This is a genomic window from Enterococcus durans NBRC 100479 = LMG 10746 (assembly GCF_001544215.1).
GTDB lineage: Bacteria > Bacillota > Bacilli > Lactobacillales > Enterococcaceae > Enterococcus_B > Enterococcus_B durans.
The window spans coordinates 18,746-35,909 of the sequence record NZ_BCQB01000023.1; the positions used below are offsets into that span (position 1 = coordinate 18,746).

19 protein-coding genes, 1 other RNA gene and 1 pseudogene are annotated in these 17,164 nt (G+C 37.8%); 5 read left to right on the forward strand and 16 right to left on the reverse strand.

The genetic code is table 11. The annotated features are described in order from the left end of the window. Positions 1-176 precede the first annotated feature (176 nt). Positions 177-1,127, forward strand: coding sequence for an aldo/keto reductase (locus ED2_RS08005; protein WP_005877312.1), 951 nt, complete (start codon positions 177-179; stop codon positions 1,125-1,127). Between the two features lie 419 nt (positions 1,128-1,546). Here ED2_RS08005 and dtd read toward each other — a convergent pair whose 3' ends face one another. From dtd to ED2_RS08040, 7 genes are all read right to left on the reverse strand, one after another. Continuing rightward, a complete protein-coding gene (gene dtd / locus ED2_RS08010; protein ID WP_016176909.1) occupies positions 1,547-1,993 on the reverse strand; it encodes a D-aminoacyl-tRNA deacylase in 447 nt (148 codons plus the stop codon). Positions 1,994-2,004: 11 nt separating this feature from the next. After that, positions 2,005-4,218: a RelA/SpoT family protein gene (locus tag ED2_RS08015; protein ID WP_016176908.1), complete on the reverse strand. Its 2,214-nt coding sequence runs from the start codon at positions 4,216-4,218 to the stop codon at positions 2,005-2,007. A gap of 166 nt (positions 4,219-4,384) precedes the next feature. After that, a complete protein-coding gene (locus ED2_RS08020; protein ID WP_005877318.1) occupies positions 4,385-5,137 on the reverse strand; it encodes a 16S rRNA (uracil(1498)-N(3))-methyltransferase in 753 nt (250 codons plus the stop codon). Then, positions 5,138-6,085 (reverse strand): 50S ribosomal protein L11 methyltransferase, encoded by a 948-nt coding sequence (gene prmA, locus ED2_RS08025; RefSeq protein WP_016176907.1) that lies wholly within the window; start codon positions 6,083-6,085, stop codon positions 5,138-5,140. A gap of 12 nt (positions 6,086-6,097) precedes the next feature. Then, on the reverse strand, positions 6,098-6,586 hold the full coding sequence (locus ED2_RS08030) for a DUF3013 family protein (protein ID WP_005877321.1): 489 nt from the start codon (positions 6,584-6,586) through the stop codon (positions 6,098-6,100). A gap of 1 nt (position 6,587) precedes the next feature. After that, positions 6,588-7,223: a DNA-3-methyladenine glycosylase gene (locus ED2_RS08035; protein ID WP_005877323.1), complete on the reverse strand. Its 636-nt coding sequence runs from the start codon at positions 7,221-7,223 to the stop codon at positions 6,588-6,590. 340 nt (positions 7,224-7,563) lie between these two features. After that, complete coding sequence (locus ED2_RS08040) at positions 7,564-8,073, reverse strand: DinB family protein (RefSeq protein ID WP_005877324.1); 510 nt, start codon at positions 8,071-8,073, stop codon at positions 7,564-7,566. Between the two features lie 317 nt (positions 8,074-8,390). On the opposite strand from ED2_RS08040, the gene ED2_RS08045 reads away from it, so the two are divergent. The 4 genes from ED2_RS08045 to ED2_RS08060 all read left to right on the forward strand — a co-directional run bounded on the left by ED2_RS08045 (position 8,391) and on the right by ED2_RS08060 (position 10,879). Next, a complete protein-coding gene (locus tag ED2_RS08045; RefSeq protein WP_005877326.1) occupies positions 8,391-9,680 on the forward strand; it encodes a replication-associated recombination protein A in 1,290 nt (429 codons plus the stop codon). A 66-nt stretch (positions 9,681-9,746) separates the two neighbouring features. Further along, positions 9,747-9,941: non-coding RNA, 6S RNA (ssrS, locus tag ED2_RS08050), on the forward strand. A gap of 108 nt (positions 9,942-10,049) precedes the next feature. Then, positions 10,050-10,337, forward strand: a complete 288-nt coding sequence (locus ED2_RS08055) for a hypothetical protein (RefSeq protein WP_005877328.1) — start codon at positions 10,050-10,052, stop codon at positions 10,335-10,337. A 68-nt stretch (positions 10,338-10,405) separates the two neighbouring features. Then, a complete protein-coding gene (locus tag ED2_RS08060; RefSeq protein WP_005877330.1) occupies positions 10,406-10,879 on the forward strand; it encodes a universal stress protein in 474 nt (157 codons plus the stop codon). A gap of 101 nt (positions 10,880-10,980) precedes the next feature. Here the strand turns inward: ED2_RS08060 and ED2_RS08065 are convergent, their stop codons facing one another. The 9 genes and pseudogenes from ED2_RS08065 to comGA form a co-directional block, all read right to left on the reverse strand. Further along, positions 10,981-12,165, reverse strand: coding sequence for an acetate/propionate family kinase (locus tag ED2_RS08065; RefSeq protein ID WP_005877332.1), 1,185 nt, complete (start codon positions 12,163-12,165; stop codon positions 10,981-10,983). Between the two features lie 24 nt (positions 12,166-12,189). Beyond that, positions 12,190-13,197 (reverse strand): class I SAM-dependent methyltransferase, encoded by a 1,008-nt coding sequence (locus tag ED2_RS08070; RefSeq protein WP_005877333.1) that lies wholly within the window; start codon positions 13,195-13,197, stop codon positions 12,190-12,192. A gap of 165 nt (positions 13,198-13,362) precedes the next feature. Beyond that, positions 13,363-13,698 carry a competence type IV pilus minor pilin ComGG gene (gene comGG, locus ED2_RS08075; protein ID WP_025479897.1) on the reverse strand — a complete coding sequence of 112 codons (336 nt, stop codon included), beginning with the start codon at positions 13,696-13,698 and terminating at the stop codon, positions 13,363-13,365. Further along, the gene (comGF, locus tag ED2_RS08080) at positions 13,685-14,122 is read right to left on the reverse strand and encodes a competence type IV pilus minor pilin ComGF (protein ID WP_005877337.1); all 438 of its coding nucleotides are present in this window, start codon (positions 14,120-14,122) and stop codon (positions 13,685-13,687) included. The genes comGG and comGF overlap by 14 nt, the downstream gene beginning before the upstream one ends. After that, positions 14,103-14,369 (reverse strand): hypothetical protein, encoded by a 267-nt coding sequence (locus ED2_RS08085; protein ID WP_192918935.1) that lies wholly within the window; start codon positions 14,367-14,369, stop codon positions 14,103-14,105. Before ED2_RS08085 ends, comGF begins: the two co-directional genes overlap by 20 nt. A 28-nt stretch (positions 14,370-14,397) precedes the next feature. Beyond that, positions 14,398-14,859, reverse strand: coding sequence for a competence type IV pilus minor pilin ComGD (gene comGD / locus ED2_RS08090; RefSeq protein ID WP_005877342.1), 462 nt, complete (start codon positions 14,857-14,859; stop codon positions 14,398-14,400). Then, positions 14,834-15,130 carry a competence type IV pilus major pilin ComGC gene (gene comGC / locus ED2_RS08095; RefSeq protein WP_005877344.1) on the reverse strand — a complete coding sequence of 99 codons (297 nt, stop codon included), beginning with the start codon at positions 15,128-15,130 and terminating at the stop codon, positions 14,834-14,836. The genes comGD and comGC overlap by 26 nt, the downstream gene beginning before the upstream one ends. Then, positions 15,127-16,176: a competence type IV pilus assembly protein ComGB gene (comGB, locus tag ED2_RS08100; protein WP_016176906.1), complete on the reverse strand. Its 1,050-nt coding sequence runs from the start codon at positions 16,174-16,176 to the stop codon at positions 15,127-15,129. The genes comGC and comGB overlap by 4 nt, the downstream gene beginning before the upstream one ends. Further along, positions 16,133-17,062: pseudogene (gene comGA, locus ED2_RS08105) on the reverse strand (competence type IV pilus ATPase ComGA). The gene comGB and the pseudogene comGA overlap by 44 nt, the downstream one beginning before the upstream one ends. Between the last annotated feature and the right edge of the window lie 102 nt (positions 17,063-17,164).

The following is a 17,164-nucleotide window of genomic DNA, read 5'->3' on the forward strand; positions in this document are numbered from 1 at the left end:
TTACTAAAAACAAGTCTTAAAGTCAAGTAAAATCGAAAGAATAGGTCAGAAACACCAAAGAAATTTATGCCGAACAACTATATTCCATGACACTTTTTCATTTTCCTTTCAGAAAGACCTTTTAGTTCAGCTTTTTCCAATTTTGTTTTAGACTAGACGAAAAGGAGGCCTGTACAATGGCAGAAATAAGAATCGGACACTCACAAGTTTACGCAGAACAACTTGGATTAGGTGCAAACGCTGTAGGTGGTCACAATCTCTTTACTGGCTTAGAAGATGAAACTGGAAAACAAGTTGTTCGCACTGCTTTAAATAATGGGATCAACTTGATCGATACAGCATTTGCTTATGGTAATGGTCGTTCAGAAGAGTTGATTGGTGAAGTCTTACGAGAAGAAGAATATGATCGCTCGCGTATTGTGATTGCAACGAAAGCAGCACATGTACCAAATAAGAAAGGTGTTTTTGATAACTCCCCAGAATTTTTGACGCAGTCGGTCGAAGATGCGCTACGCCGTTTGCAAACAGATTACATCGATATTTTTTATATCCATTTTCCAGATGAGCACACACCTAAAAATGAAGCAATTGCAGCATTACACCAACTAAAAGAAGCTGGTAAGATTCGCGCGATCGGTGTTTCTAACTTCTCACTAGAACAGTTGAAAGAAGCCAATTTAGATGGCTATGTAGATGTTGTGGAAGATAAGTTCAGTTTGATCTATCGAGAAGCAGAAAAAGAATTGTTTCCTTATCTTAAAGAAAATAACATCAGCTTCGTGCCTTACTTCCCACTTGCTTCTGGATTGTTGACTGGCAAGTATCATCTAAATAGTCCCCAAGAATTTGGTGCTCATGACCCAAGAAAAAATAGACCTGATTTTCAGGGCGAACGTTTTGAAAAGATCATTCAAGCTGTGGATCAACTTCATCCGTTGGCTGAAAAATATCAAGCAACAATCGCACAACTTGTGTTAGCTTGGTATATGAAGAATCCACGGATCTCTGTTGTCATACCAGGCGCAAAAAGACCGGAACAAGTTGCGGATAATGCTCGAGCGTTGGATCTCCATTTATCGAATGAAGATTACCAAACAATCGACCAACTATTTCAACAGTTTAAATAATCAAACCTAATCCACTAAAAAACAGCTGATGGCTACTAGTTAAGAATAAATGGAACCTCCTCTATTTATCTTGTTAAAGTAGTTATTCGGCTGTTTTTATTGTTTTTTAACAATGTCTGCAGAAACGATTAGCTCAGAAGTATTCCGTGATTTCCTCCAAGTTCTACTCTGGTTCTAGTATCAAAAAAGCAAAGTGACCAAGATAAGCTGCCCTGATCGATGTAAAAAAACAAGTCGATACTCTTGAAAATCACTGACTGATTTTTCAAGTTTACCGACTTATCGAATATAGAAGAGGTTGGGACAGAAGTGTTTAACTCCGAGAAATAAGAAGAAGTTGCTTCTGCTCCCACCGTTTATTCGTTTTTAAAGCATGAGACAAAAGTGTTTCTTACTTTTATCCCACTCTCTCTTCTGCACTATTTGTTTTGCGAATCAATAATGATCGTCACTGGTCCGTCATTTACCAGTGAAACAGCCATATCTGCGCCAAATTTTCCTGTTGCCACAGGAATGCCTCTTTGCTTGATTCCTTCATTGAACGATTCGTAGAGAGGAATTGCCGTTTCTGGTCGTGCTGCTGCAATAAAACTTGGACGGTTTCCCTTCTTCGTATCTGCAAAGAGCGTAAATTGTGAAATACTCAGTAGCTCTCCTTGAATATCTTCGATACTTCGATTCATTTTTCCTTGTTCATCTTCAAAGATACGCAGTTGTGCAACTTTTTTTACTAAATAGTCGACATCCGCTTGCGTATCTCCCTCATGGACACCTAATAAAACGACTAATCCACGTTCGATTTTACCAACTTCCTGTTGCTCAATGGAAACAGAAGCTTTACTTGCACGTTGGATCACTGCTTTCATACTTGTACCTCCTAGCCATTTGTTCGACGTACGCTGTAGACATCTGGCACGGCTTTGATTCTATCCACGATACTCTTCAAGTGGGAAAGATTTTGGATGCCTACAGTTAAATGAATGGTCGCCATCTTATCTTTATTTGTTCTAGCTTCTACGCTATTCAAATTTTTAGTCATGGTGTTCACTGTCTGCAAGACATCATTTAACATACCTGAACGATTATAGCCATAGATTTCCAGATCCGCATCATATTCTTTTTTAGTATTTGAAGTATCTTCCCATTCCACTTCAATCAAGCGTTCCGCTACATTTGGCTTGTCTGCTTGGACATTTGGACAATCTCTTCGATGGATAGAAATCCCTCTACCTTTTGTGATATACCCAACGATATCATCACCAGGAATTGGATTACAGCAACGACTGATACGTATCAGCAGATTCTCGACACCTTGGATGACCACGCCACCCTCATGACGAACTTTCATTTTTTCCGGCTCTTTTTTCGGCTGGTTCATGATTTCTTCTGCTTCTTGTTTTTGTTGTTCTATTTTTTGTTCTTTTCGTTCTTTTTCTGTCAAACGATTCGCCATAGTCAACGGACTAACTTCACCATATCCAATAGCTGCATACATATCGTCTTCCGTTTGATAATTCAAACGTTCCAGCGCATCTTGCAATTTAGCTTTAGACAAGATCTCTTTAGGAGTGAAGCCCAAGTCAGCGATACATTTTATTACTGCTTCATGACCTTTAGTAATATTTTCTTCTCGGTCTTGCGCTTTGAAGAAACGCTTGATTTTATTTCTAGCTTTACTCGTAGCAACTAGTTTCAACCAATCTCGACTTGGTCCAAATGAATTAGGCGAGGTCAAAATCTCTATAATATCTCCATTTTTGAGCTTGTAATCCAATTGCACCATTTTTCCATTGATTTTGGCACCTGTCGTTTTATTCCCGACATCCGTATGGATACTATACGCAAAGTCTAACGGACCTGATCCCTTAGGAAGTTCCGTTACATCCCCCTTAGGAGTAAACACGTATACTTTATCACTAAAGATATCTCCTTTGACGCCTTCCATAAACTCAGAGGCATCATAGCTTTCATCTTGAAGTTCAATGATTTCATGGAACCAGCTTAATTGTTTTGTCATGCCGTCTGGCTCTACTTTTTCATTCTTTCCTTCTTTGTATGCCCAGTGAGCAGCTACCCCGAATTCTGCGATTTCATGCATTTCTTGGGTACGAATTTGGATTTCCACCGGATTTCCGGCTGGTCCAATAACAGTCGTATGCAATGATTGATACATATTCGCTTTAGGCATCGCAATGTAGTCTTTGAAGCGGCCAGGCATTGGTTTCCATTTTGTGTGGATTGCCCCTAAAACAGCATAACAATCCTTGATTGAATCTACGATGACACGAATAGCTAATAGATCATAGATTTCATTGAATTGTTTCTTTTGATCTTTCATTTTCCGATAGATAGAATAAATGTGTTTTGGTCGCCCATAGATTTCTGCGAAGATTCCTAGTTCTTCTGTAGCTAAACGGATGTCTTCTACTGTTCCATTCACATATTTTTCTCGTTCTTCACGCTTTGTTTGCATCAAGTGCACGATCCGATAATATTGTTTAGGATTCAAATACCGCAATGCTGTATCTTCTAATTCCCATTTGATACGACTGATCCCTAAACGATGAGCTAACGGTGCATAAATTTCCAACGTTTCCTGAGCAATACGTCGTTGCTTGTCTTCCCGAAGATGTTTCAACGTACGCATATTATGTAGTCGATCGGCTAATTTCACCATAATTACACGTAGATCTTGTGCCATAGCTAACAGCATCTTGCGGTGGTTTTCTGCTAATTGTTCTTCATGTGACTTGTATTTGATCTTACCTAGCTTCGTTACGCCATCAACAAGCATCGCAACGTCTGGGCCAAATTCCTCTTTCAAATCATCTAGTGTAACCTCTGTATCCTCTACCACGTCATGTAAGAAACCCGTAGCGACCGTGTGGGGGTCCATTTTTAAATCGGCTAAGATCCCTGCAACTTGGATTGGGTGGATGATATAAGGCTCTCCTGATTTTCTAAATTGTCCATCATGAGCAGCAGTAGCGTAATCACATGCTTTTTGGACAAATGCAACATGTTCTGGTCCCATGTATTGACTAACCAGTTTGATTACACCAGGGCCTGTTAAAATTTCTTCTTTTGGCATAGGAAATCCCCCTTTCAAAGGTTATAAAACAGTTCTTATGGACTGTTTCTTTCATTCTCAAACAAAAATAGTGCCTGTTTACAATAAATAATTGCTTTTATTATACAGATTGTTGGGGTTATTTTCAATTTTTCCTGATCTTATCATATATTTTTTCACATTTTTTTCACTTGTTTAATTCCCAATGATAACTTGCTGCACTTAATAAATAAAGTGGTGCTGTTTCTGTGCGTAAAATCCGTGGTCCTAAACCACAAATAATAGCACCTGCATCAACAAATTGGTTGATTTCTTCTGCCATCAATCCGCCCTCTGGACCAAAAATCGCCAAAATTCGACTGCCAGCGGTCACAGAGTTGAATACTTTCGCCAGATTCGCCAGTTCGCCTTGTTTTGCAGATTCTTCATATGCGACCAAAATCACATCATAGTCAGAAAGCTGCGTGAACAATTCTTTCTCTGTATCTAATAACTCCACTCGTGGTGCAATTTGGCGGTGCGATTGTTCTGCTGCCTCTTGAGCTATCTTGGTTAAACGTTCTTGCCGTTTTTTTCTTTTTTTCGCATCCCATTTCACCACCGAGGTCTTTGCTGGAAAACCAATAAATGCATGCGCCCCTAACTCCGTACCTTTTTGAACGATCCACTCTAATTTATCACCTTTAGGATAGCCACTAGCAATCGTGATCATACTTGGCAATTCTTTTTCCATTTCTTCTTTTTCGATTTCAGTCAAGTAAACTTTTTCCTCAGTGATTTCTGTGATTTCCGCAATGATCACTTGTTGGTCGCTAAAAGCCAAGTAGACTCGGTCTTTCGGTTTCATACGCATCACATGTACGATATGGTGAAAAGCTTCTGCCGAAAGTTCAAATTTTTCAGATGGTTGATAGGCTTCTTCTAAAAAATATCGTTGCATTTATTCCACCTCAGGCTTTTTTAAAATAATGGCATACCAATCTTTTTGCTGGAAGATCTGTTCGACGACAAATCCTTGTGTTTCCATTGCATCAATCACCATTTGCTTTTTATCTTCAATAATACCTGAAACGATAAGTGACCCTGTTTGTTTCAACAAACGCCAAGCATCAGGGATCATCAGCAAAATAATATCTGCCAAGATATTAGCCACGATGACATCACTTTCGATCTCGATTCCTTTTAATAAATCATTCGCCGCTACGTGGACATCTTTTGCCACTTCATTCATATCCATATTTTCTTTTGCTGAGCGTACAGCTACTTCATCTAAATCATAAGCATAGACATCTTTTGCACCTAAATATTTTGAAGCAATACTTAACACCCCAGAACCTGTTCCAACATCCAAGACAGTTTCCCCACCTCGCAATACAGTCTCTAACACTTGCAAAGTCAAAGAAGTGGTCGGATGTGTACCTGTACCAAATGCCATACCTGGATCTAGTGTGATGATTTTTTCTAATGGGTCATTTGTTTGATAGTTTTCCCAACTAGGAACAATTGTCAACATTCTGGTAATGCGTACGGGATGGTAATATTTTTTCCAAGCAGTCGCCCAATTACTTTCTTCCACCTCGCTAGCTGTAACGCTATTTTTACCTATCGCTAACCCATATTCTGGTAATTTTGTTACACGTTCCTTAATAAAGGGCACAATTTCTGGTAAAAAAATCGTCTCAGGAAAATAAGCCATCACAATGGCTCCTTCCTTTAAATAAGTGAAATCTTCTTTATTTAAGATTTCTCCATATTGATCTGACTGAAAATTTTCAATGTCCAGTGCATCCTCAATTGCTACACCGCTAGCTCCTGCTTCCATTAGTATGTTCGCAACTGCTTCTACTACTTCACTCGCTGTTTCTACTTTTACTTCATTCCATTTCATGAAATTCACTCCTTAGTAACTTGGATACGGTAAATATGCATCTGACTGATTTTGTTGTTTTTCTTCGACTAGTTCAGCTAATTTTTGGTTATCGAATGTCAATTCAAAAACAGCAGTTTCATCATCTGTATCTAGAAAATCCAATAAATCGCTTTGTCCTTCAGCTAAAACTTCATTTAAGTACTCGATCAAGGCATCAACAACAGATTTTTTCAAGCCTTTTTTCCCTTCATAAGGAATGACTGCCAAATAGTCTGCTTCATCAAAATTAGATTTTTGTGGATTGAATAATAAGATACCATCTTCAAATTCAATGACATCTTCTTCTGATACGACACCTTCTGCATCATCGATCTCAAAGTGTGCTTTATTCTCAGCAAATAGACGTACAATAATCTCAATCGTATGATTTTTCGTATCCCAATCGAGTGCTACATCATAATCAGTAATCGTTTTTTCAATCGCCTGATCTAAATAATCAAGTAAGTTTTCTTTTTTCATTTTACTTCCTCCAACCCCAGTCTTCATCGATCTGGTTCTTTTTTTGTAACGAAATGTACGGATTCCCGGAAACAACAAATCGTAATGGCATTGCTGTCCATTCTCCCTTGTTAGGTATTCCAATCCTAGGCAACGCACTAATTTTTTTCGGTTCTCTTTTTTTCTCATAAACCAAATGTAATGGACTATCTATAATCGATTTTCCATAAAGTTCTTGCGGTATTCCTAACGCGGCGACTAATTTTCCCGGTCCATTACTGATGTCCGGACCTATTTTTCCACCTCTATTGGCACTCATCTGTTCGATTCCTGTCACAGGCTCGATTGCTCGGATCATGACCCCTTGAGGAATTCCTTCAGGTTGCGTAATAATATTTAAAATGCGGTGCGTATGCATCGTGTAAAGATAAATCGTTCCTGGCTTTTCATACATTGCCGCTACTCGTGGTGTCCTTCGCATACCAAAACTGTGTGCAGCCTCATCATCTGGTCCAAGGTAAGCTTCCGTATCTACGATATATCCGCCAACAATTCCTTCAGGTGTAGAATATTCTAAATACATACCTAGTAAATCTCTTGCCACTTCAGGTGTTGACTTACTTCCTAAAAGTTCATCTAAATTCCGATTATCCATCATTCTATTCACCTCCCTTATCATACACAAATTTAATCGGATAAGCTATGAAAACAGAGGTGTAGGAGCGTGGGACAAAACTAAAAATCAGTTTTGTCACAGATTCTAACTCCGAATAAACGGTGGGAGCAGAAGTAACTCCGAGAAATAAGAAGAAATGAACAAAAATTTGAAAAGCAATTTTCGTTCATTTCTTCTTATTTCTCGGAGTTAAACACTTCTGTCCCAACCTCTTTCTTCTACTGAGAATATCTGGGAAAACAAGATAAGGAGATGCATAAAAATATGCGCTCTCCTTATTCGTTGATCTATGCTGATCTACCTTTATTCAAAGAAACCTCTACTATTTACCTATCACTAATCTTCTAGTATACACGGCTTGTCCTGAATGCATCACTGCATCATCAATGATAGAAATGATTCGATTCCCTCTTGTTACTGGAGGTGTCCAATTCGTATCGATCACTTCGCTAAAGCTTGCTTCATCTACATTCTCTAAATAATCATTCGCCAAGTGGATACTGTCATTTAAGTAATCAATAAGCAATTGTTTTTCTTTTACGACCACTTTTTTCGCTTCTTCAGGAGCATGCTGCCAATCTTGCGTATCGTCAGGTAAATCCAATGAAAATTTTTTATTCCAACCAGCGCTTACCCATAGTGGTTCGCTTCTGTTCAGCTCTGAAATCTGATAATCGATTTCTCGAGCAGTATGCCAGATCAGCCATGTAACGGATTTGATCAATGACTTAGGCATCGTATTTGCTTCGGTTAAATCCATTTGATCCAATGTTTCTTCAAAACGTTCACGCGCTCTTTCCAATAGTTTGATTTCAAAACGTGTATTTCCCATTTTTTCCTCCTGATCCATTTTTATTTGCTTACTCTATTTTACACCAAAGAAAATAAAAGAAAACAGATTCTGTTTTTATGTAATCACTCACATCTTCCAACAATTATGAGCGTGGGACAAAACTAAAAATCAGGTTTGACACAGACTCTAACTCCGAATAAACGGCGGCCAAAAGTCAGTTTTTTCGGAAATTTCTCAAACCTAAACGACTTTTGTCTCGACCTTATCCTCTCTTTAGTATCTGAACTTACCTAATTCACAGTATCTTTTCCACTATGCTATAATTAACGTACGAAAATCAAAAGGAGGAGTTTTTTATGCAACAACCCTTAGCCTATCGTATGCGTCCTCGAACGATTGATGAAGTTGTTGGGCAAACGCATTTAGTCGGTGAAGGCAAAATCATTCGCCGAATGGTTGATGCAAAAATGTTGTCTTCCATGATTTTATATGGCCCGCCTGGAACCGGAAAAACTAGTATTGCTAGTGCGATTGCTGGTTCAACGAAATTTGCTTTTCGAATGCTGAATGCGGCCACAGATTCAAAAAAAGATTTGCAGATCGTTGCAGAGGAAGCAAAAATGAGCGGTACAGTCATCCTTTTACTTGATGAAGTCCACCGTCTGGATAAAACAAAACAAGATTTTTTACTTCCTCATTTAGAAAATGGGCGGATCATAATGATCGGTGCCACAACGGAAAACCCATATATCACTATCAATCCTGCTATCCGTAGTCGAACCCAGATTTTTGAAGTCAAACCTCTAGATGAACAAGATATTGAAAAAGCGATCCATACAGCTCTGCATGATAAAGATCGTGGGCTTGGTCAGCTTAGCATAGAGTTGGACGATCAAGCATTGCTTCATTTATCACGCGCCACGAACGGAGATCTTCGAAGTGCGTTGAACGGATTAGAGCTTGCTGCACGTTCAACTAAATCGGATCAATCAGGGATGATCCACCTAACTCTTCCTGTCATTGAAGAATGTGTGCAGAAAAAAGCATTGACCCATGACAAGAACGGTGATGCCCATTATGATGTGATTTCTGCATTCCAAAAATCTATACGCGGAAGTGATGTAGATGCCGCCCTTCACTATCTTGCCCGCTTAGTCGAAGCAGGAGATCTAGCAAGTATTTGTCGGCGTCTGATGGTCATTGGTTATGAAGATATCGGTTTGGGGAATCCTGCAGCAGCTGCTCGAACGGTCAATGCTGTTTTAGCTGCGGAACGTCTGGGACTTCCGGAAGCGCGCATTCCTCTAGCAGATGTTGTTGTCGATCTATGTTTGTCACCTAAATCCAATTCTGCTTATACTGCGTTGGATGAAGCAATCTCTGATATCCGCGCCGGAAATGCTGGCGAAGTCCCTGATCATTTACGTGATAGTCATTATCAAGGCGCTAAAGCATTGAATCGAGGAGTGGGCTATCAATATCCACATAACTTTGAAAATGCCTGGGCGAATCAACAATATCTACCTGATAAACTGAAACATGCGCAATATTATCATCCAAAAGATACTGGAAAGTATGAACAGGCACTAGGACAACAATATTATCGTATCAAAGACTGGAAAAAAGAACTTCCTAAACATGACTAAATGTGTATTCTATTTTCCTGAGCGCTCTCATTGCTCTTTTTATTTTCCTGTGCTACTATAGGAGTGGGAAATCTGTGATGTTCGAATTGTCCTCTTTGTGTGTTGACCGAACATTTTTATTGATATCTTGGGACCTGTCTTGTGTCACAGCTGGTAACACGCCTTATCATTTGGTAGTTCGATGCTACGACCATGGGACCCACCTGCTTGAATTCGCGGGATCAATACTACAGGACGAACACCGGCATTAACGGAGATTACCATTTTTTTAAGATTTAGGGGGCTATGCCATTTTTGGTACAGCTCCCTTTTTCATCTTTGAAAACTATCTAACCTATGAGCGATAGTTAGAATTTTGGAGGAATTCATATGATCCAACTGTTAATGGGCATTGCCGCGTTACTATTATTATTTGTCAGCTATTATTTATTAAAAAAACAGCCTATCTTTTTTGTATTAATCGAAAAAACAGAAAAAAATCAAGGTTTCTTGCAATTTTTTGGCGCCATTTATGCCTTTTTAGGAATCTTAGGTATAGCCGTGGCTTTTTTCAATCAACGGTTTATTGCTCTATCCTATTTGATCCTCGTCATTCTCGTAGCTTCCGTGTTCAGTATCAATTTTGCGAAAAAAATGGCTAAACCAAACAGTAAATAATTCTCTTTTTTTCAGAATTGTTTTACAATAGGTGTGTAAAGATGTTTTATCTGAAGGAGTGAACGCATATGTTACAACAATACAAAAAAATCATGGTCGCCGTAGATGGCTCTGAGGAAGCAGAATTAGCTTTTCAAAAGGCTGTTAACGTCGCTATAAGAAACAACGGGGAGTTATTATTAGCACACGTCATCGATACTCGTTCTTTCCAAACAGTCTCTTCATTTGATGGGATGTTGGCTGAGCAAGCAACTGAAATGGCTAAACAAACTCTTGCTGATTATGAAACCAATGCTAAAAAAGCTGGGTTGAGTAAGGTGACTACAGTCATCGAGTACGGGTCTCCTAAACAAATTATTGCAAAAGAAATTCCTGAGGATAACCAAGTAGACCTTATCATGTTAGGTGCAACAGGATTAAATGCTGTTGAACGACTATTTATAGGTTCTGTTTCAGAATTCGTTATTCGCAACGCTGCTTGCGATGTCCTTGTTGTACGTACTGATTTAGAGAACCAATTACCCAAGAAAAAGGATAAATAAGCATAAAACTGTTTGATGGGAGAATAATTCTCCCATCAAACAGTTTTTTTTTTTGCAATTTACCTTCACTCATTGATGAGCATTCGCTTTTAAGATCAAGCTTATTTGCGCAAGCGTTCAACATCACGAGCAATCATTAGTTCTTCATCTGTTGGAATCACTAATACTTTTACTTTTGAGTCTTTTGTTGAAATATCTAAATCTTCACCATGGAGTTTATTCAATTCAGGATCGATTTCACAGCCAAACCATGTCATTCCTTTAATGATTTCACTACGAACATGTCCATCATTTTCACCGATTCCGGCAGTGAAAATGATGGCATCTACACCATTCATGGTTGTAACATAACCACCAATGTATTTACGTATACGGTCGACGAAAATGTCATAGGCTAAGCGAATATGTTCTTTTTCATAGTTTTTCTCAAGATCACGCATATCACTTGATAAACCTGTTAAACCTAAAAGACCTGATTTTTTATTTAAGATATCCATCACTCCATCGATATCGATCTCTAATTTCTCCATCAAGTACGGTATGACAGCTGGATCAATATCTCCAGAACGTGTACCCATCGTTACTCCTGCGAGTGGTGTAAATCCCATAGAAGTATCTACTGATTTCCCACCATCAACGGCTGTGATCGATACACCATTTCCGAGATGACAAGTAATCAACTTCAATTCTTCAATCGGTTTGTCGAGTAATTTAGCTGCTCGTTCAGAAACATATCGATGGCTCGTTCCATGGAAACCATATTTTCTAACTTTGTAATCTTCGTAATAAGAAATAGGTAAACTATATAAATAATTGTGTTTTGGCATTGTTGCATGAAATGATGTATCAAAAACAGCTACGCTAAGAATGTCTGGTAATATTTTTTTGAACGCTTTGATCCCCATTAGATTTGCTGGGTTATGCAAAGGTGCAAATTCTGCTAATACTTCGATTCGTTTCATGACATCTTCATCAACGATCACAGAATCTCCATAAGTTTCACCACCATGTACGACACGATGTCCTACACCAGTGATTTCATCATACGAGCTCAGAATATGCAGTTCAATCAAATGATCTAATAGCATTTTTACTGCTATTTCATGGTCTTCAATGTCCATGATTTGTTCGAATTTTTGATCTTCGCCATACTTAATAGTAAAAATAGAATCTTGTAAACCAATTCTTTCCACAATTCCTTTAGCGACTACGGTCTCTTCTGGCATTTGATATAACTGCCATTTCAAACTTGAACTTCCAGCATTGATTGCAATTGTTTTAGACATATTACTCTCCTTCTAGTTGAATGATTACAGAGAAGACGATTTCCATGTTTCAAATTCTTTAAAAAATTCGGTCACCTTCTCTGGTTTCTTTAGTGAATCAAGTTTTACAAGCAACACTTCTTGTGCTTGTTTTGCATTTGGCCCTTTTCTTTGTAAAATCAAAATACTTTTTTGTGATTGCTTGTTGCGGAACAATTCGTCTGGTAATTGAATCATCCCCTGTAGATAACCTTTCTCTTTAAACCATTTCTTCACATTTTCACTTTGTTCTGTTTCTAAAAAATTACTTGGCATCAAAAATAGACCAAATCCATCTGGTTTGACATATTTCATCGCTTGTTCTAATAACAGATGATGTGCATAGCTGTGGCCTACCTTGGCGCTTGTTAAAAATTCTTTTGCTTTTTGATCATTCGGATAATAGCCGATCGGTAAATCACTGATTGCAACGTCAACTGGATCAACCAGTAAATCTTGTAATCCATCTTGGTGGAAATATTGTACATTTGCTTGGGTCAAATCGCTCGTTGAAGCAGCAACTGCTAGCAATGTATCATCGATCTCTACACCAAACCCTTCCGTTTGATATCCTGCGTTCGTTAGATTTAAAAGAACTGTTAATAACAAGTTACCCATTCCTGCCGCAATGTCTAAAACTCTGACTGGCTCTGTCTTTTTTGTGAACAGTTGTTCAATTAAGAAGACGAATAAAAAACCAATACTATCTGGAGTCAACTGGTGGTTTGCTTGCAGATGTTCAGTCTGTGCCCCCTTTAGTAACAGTAGTTGAGACAGACGACGCCATTCTTCTGGCTCAAAAGATAATTGACTGAATTCTTCATAGATCGCTGAAATCTGTTTTGTGATCTCTTCAGTCGGCACCCCATCCACCACACGTACTTGATAGTTGTCGATTAAGTTCTCAGCATTTTCGACATAGGCTTCTAAAAAGGAAGTTCCCAATGCATTTTGTAAAAGCTGAATCGCTTTTAGGTTTTGTTCAAAACCCTGTTCCATTTTTTCTGGTAACATGGTGCACCTCATTTCTAGATATATTATAACAATTATTTTACCTGTTTAATTTTAACGAAGAATCGACAAAATTTCAATCGTTTTCACACTTTTTTATTTGTGAAATAATAAACACGTATATCAGAAAAACAGCGCTATAACAGAAAAGAGGGCGTTTTCATACATTTAGTCGCAAACTGTATCACAATCTGTACCATTATTTAACTTTTCCGTAAATTTGAAGGTATATGGTAGAACTTCAATGTGGAACTCTACTTCGTTATTTTGTTGAGTGTAAAAAACGATACCAGTAGAATATTGATATTTCCCCTTTACTTTTTCATTGGTGATTCTTGATAATGCTAATTGTTTCATTATCTTGGCTATATAATATTTCTCAGTTCGCTGATTGATATCGATAGTGAGCCGATAATTTTCTAAAATAACTAACATCAAGGAACTACACACTAAGAAAATCAAAAGTGTGGTTATCAAGATATTCGCTTGATTATGCCGTTCCATTTTTACTTTTTGTCCAAACGCCTTCATACTCCTCCCCATTTTCAAAAGATATTAAAAAAGTCACTGTTGTCTCATTTTCTTTCACGGTCCATGTATTGACAGCTGTCAGCATGGGTTGATGGCCTCCATTTCGACCTCGTTTGCGTATCATATTTTTGTATTGCTCGATATAATAAGCTTTATCGGAGATTTCATAATAGACACGATCATCTTTGACTAGGATATTTTCACCATGTTTTATTTCTTCTTCAAACTGCACTAAAAAAATCAACCATTCTTTTTGGTCCTTTCTTTGTAAATACTTATTTACTTGATTTGCTTGATTGATCAACAAAGTCATCGATAGGAAGATACTGCTTAAAACAACTAATGAAACCAGACATTCGATCAGTGTAAAGGTAGGTTTATTTTTGGAGGATCTCAATGGTATCCTCCTCCTGCGTGATTTTCACTTGTTGTATCCCATTTTGGTTTGACTCAATCACTGTTTTACTTTTCGGCTCAACGATTGTCCTACTAGGTAACTGTTGATGTTTCCGAAAAGTTTTGACATCTTCATATAATCTTCGTACTAGCAAAACTCTTCGATTGTTCTGCTTGTCTAACTGTAATAAAAATCGATTGCTTGAACTTACCAAATAGATACAGGCAACTGTGACTGTTAACGCCATCAGCGTTTCTAATAATACAAAACCACTTTTATTCGACTTTTTTAAGATAATGACCACTTCCCATTTGGAATTGATAGCTGATCAACTGTTTTTCTTCCTTCCAGTAAAACTGATACGCGTTTAAGGAACTTTCGTTTCCAGTTTTTGCAGCAAATATAAGTGTTGGGGCCCTTCTCACTTCAATTTCTTTGGGTATCTTCAACACTGACCAACTGCTCATTTGCTGTGGAACTGTAAAAATAATCTGAGCTTGTTTGTTATCATAGGCGATCGTTGTGTTTTCTTGGTTAACGATTGCTGCTTTTTGTGTGGCATAAATTCTTCTTTCAAATTGATCAAAGAACTGATAGGCAGCTAATCGTGTTTGCCACGATGAAATAGAAACGAATGGAAAGATAAACAGACTTGATATAATGAATAGAACAAGTAGAGTTTCTAGTAATGTATGCCCAGGTGGGTCATGCTTACTTTTTATTATAAGCATCTGCATGTTCTTGTTTGATGTACCCTTCTTTCAATAACTCAGCTATTGTAGGGACCTTTCCGTTATTTTGTAACGAGTATAGCTCCTTTTGTGCATCGATCAATTGAAGCACAGCCGCCCTTCCTTCTTTATTTACATGATCCCGATACCGCGAAATATTAGGAATAAATAACAAAACTAAAGCACTGATCACTAGTAACACAATAAGCATTTCTATCAGTGTGAAACTGGCAAGTTCCCGATTAAGAAAGAGTCTTTTTTTCTTGGTCACGCTCATAATAAAACCTCCTCGATGTTTCCATATACAGGCAGTAGAATTGCAGCATAAATCAGTAGGATCAAACCAGCGATCCCGAAAAAAAACAGTGGTTGTATCCAATGGAGTATTCGATTGATCTTTTGAAAAAAATGCCGTCTGGTCAATGAGCTATAAAATAATAACTCCTTTCCAAGTTGTCCCTTTGCTTCACCTTGTAAAATAATTTGACTAAAATCTTCGGTAAAGAATGTATAACTTTGAAATTGTTCAGCCAAAGGAATCCCTGATTCAAGTCCTTTAGTTAGTCGAAAAGCCAATAATTGGATCAAACTTCCTTGTCTTGTTTCCTTCAAGCAATAAATGATTTGACGTAATTCTAATCCTTCATAGAATAATTTTCCTAATTCAAGAGCAATATAAGAAGATTGATAGAGTGAGAACATTCGCCCGAAAAATACTAGTTGACTAAACCAAGTATATTTTTGTATAACATCCATTTTAGTCAATCGAACCTGAATAAAAATCAGTAGAAGTCCCCCGACCAAAAATGCTCCAAGCAAATACCAATGGAAAGTTTTTAGAAATACTATCCCCCAATGTGAAGCTGCGACCATATCCGTAGCAAGGAGTTGTGGCAAAACCATTTGCCGTAAAGCAACAAGTATTCCCAGTAAAAAAATCAATAATAGACAGGGATAACTGATCATTTTTTTCAATTCTTTACGAAATTCTTCAACCAATCGAAATTGTTCAGCTATTCCTTTCAATGTTTCAATTAAATTCCCATGCGTCTCTGCTAACTCGACTTGCACTAATTTTTCAGAGCTGAATCCCATTTGTTGCAATACATCATAAAATGGATGACCTTCCTGTAGCAACCGCTGTGCATTTTGTAAATGGATCTGGGTTATTGCTTGGATTTTTAAGAGGATCGTTATTGCCTCTTGGATACTGAACCCATTCAAGAGTAATTCTCCCATCAATTGAATATATTTTGCTTGTTCTTTGATAGACATTTTTTTAAAACGTTGTGGTCTGCCAACACGCTTTTTTTGCCTCTTCACGACTTTCTTCCCACCCCTTCTTTACAAATCCACTATATGAGAAATCATAGGCCCACAAAACTGCTGCCGATTGAAATTGATCCAACAAAATTTCTTGATAGATCACTCCTGCTAAACATTCAAATAAATCTTGGTTCTTTCCCATCAATTCAGTCATCCTGGCTTCTACTCCCTCTAGACAACGGGCGTGTACAGTAGCATAGACACGATGTCCAGTCAATGCTGCTCTTACCGCAGTATCCGCTGTTTGTTTATCTCTTATCTCCCCTATGATCAATAAGTCCGGACGGTGCCGCAATGAAAGTTTTAGGAGTTGTTCATACGTTTGGTCGATTTTATTGTTAACTTGTAATTGCAGAAATAATGGTTCTTCGATTTCTACTGGGTCCTCAATTGTAATGACTTGGAGGGTCGTTTCACGTGCTAAGTAATACATAAAGGATGTTTTTCATGAACCAACAGGACCACTGAATAAATAGAGACCTCTTTCTTTTGTATAAGTATCGATCATTTTGAAATCACGTGGGCAAAAACAACGAAAATGCTTTGCTGACAAATCGTACAATAAACGAATAACTAAGCTTTCTCTTTGTAAATAATCACCCACCGAAGACAAACGTAATCTAATTTGTCTTTCTTCCAACGGATAGGTCAACGAACCTAGTTGTGATTTTCGCTTTTCACCAATATCCATTTCTCCTAAATACTTAAATCGAGAAATCAATTGTTGTCCTAATTCAAAAGATACTTCTTGTTGAAATGTTCGCTTTTTACTATATCGATAATAAATCGTAAACCCTGATCCACTTGGTAAAATATAGATATCTTGTACATTCTTTTCAAAACTTTCTTTGATTAGTTCATTCGAAAAAACTTTTATGTCCATTCGCTTCCCTCCATAAAATAACATACGTCTTTTTTACAACTTTTATTTGTATTCTGAATTATTCTTTTAAAAATCATTGGCAAAATCCGAATTTATGTTATA

Excerpts from the sequence above, each read along its gene's own strand:
- ED2_RS08045 (WP_005877326.1), top strand. The coding sequence starts at position 8,391 with ATGCAACAACCCTTAGCCTATCGTATGCGTCCTCGAACGATTGATGAA.
- comGD (WP_005877342.1), bottom strand. The coding sequence starts at position 14,859 with ATGCAGATGCTTATAATAAAAAGTAAGCATGACCCACCTGGGCATACA.
- ED2_RS08040 (WP_005877324.1), bottom strand. The coding sequence starts at position 8,073 with ATGGGAAATACACGTTTTGAAATCAAACTATTGGAAAGAGCGCGTGAA.
- ED2_RS08015 (WP_016176908.1), bottom strand. The coding sequence starts at position 4,218 with ATGCCAAAAGAAGAAATTTTAACAGGCCCTGGTGTAATCAAACTGGTT.
- ED2_RS08020 (WP_005877318.1), bottom strand. The coding sequence starts at position 5,137 with ATGCAACGATATTTTTTAGAAGAAGCCTATCAACCATCTGAAAAATTT.
- ED2_RS08035 (WP_005877323.1), bottom strand. The coding sequence starts at position 7,223 with ATGATGGATAATCGGAATTTAGATGAACTTTTAGGAAGTAAGTCAACA.
- prmA (WP_016176907.1), bottom strand. The coding sequence starts at position 6,085 with ATGAAATGGAATGAAGTAAAAGTAGAAACAGCGAGTGAAGTAGTAGAA.
- ED2_RS08060 (WP_005877330.1), top strand. The coding sequence starts at position 10,406 with ATGTTACAACAATACAAAAAAATCATGGTCGCCGTAGATGGCTCTGAG.
- dtd (WP_016176909.1), bottom strand. The coding sequence starts at position 1,993 with ATGAAAGCAGTGATCCAACGTGCAAGTAAAGCTTCTGTTTCCATTGAG.
- ED2_RS08085 (WP_192918935.1), bottom strand. The coding sequence starts at position 14,369 with ATGGCGTTAACAGTCACAGTTGCCTGTATCTATTTGGTAAGTTCAAGC.
- ED2_RS08070 (WP_005877333.1), bottom strand. The coding sequence starts at position 13,197 with ATGTTACCAGAAAAAATGGAACAGGGTTTTGAACAAAACCTAAAAGCG.
- comGC (WP_005877344.1), bottom strand. The coding sequence starts at position 15,130 with ATGAGCGTGACCAAGAAAAAAAGACTCTTTCTTAATCGGGAACTTGCC.
- comGG (WP_025479897.1), bottom strand. The coding sequence starts at position 13,698 with ATGGAACGGCATAATCAAGCGAATATCTTGATAACCACACTTTTGATT.
- ED2_RS08005 (WP_005877312.1), top strand. The coding sequence starts at position 177 with ATGGCAGAAATAAGAATCGGACACTCACAAGTTTACGCAGAACAACTT.
- ED2_RS08030 (WP_005877321.1), bottom strand. The coding sequence starts at position 6,586 with ATGAAAAAAGAAAACTTACTTGATTATTTAGATCAGGCGATTGAAAAA.
- ED2_RS08065 (WP_005877332.1), bottom strand. The coding sequence starts at position 12,165 with ATGTCTAAAACAATTGCAATCAATGCTGGAAGTTCAAGTTTGAAATGG.
- ED2_RS08055 (WP_005877328.1), top strand. The coding sequence starts at position 10,050 with ATGATCCAACTGTTAATGGGCATTGCCGCGTTACTATTATTATTTGTC.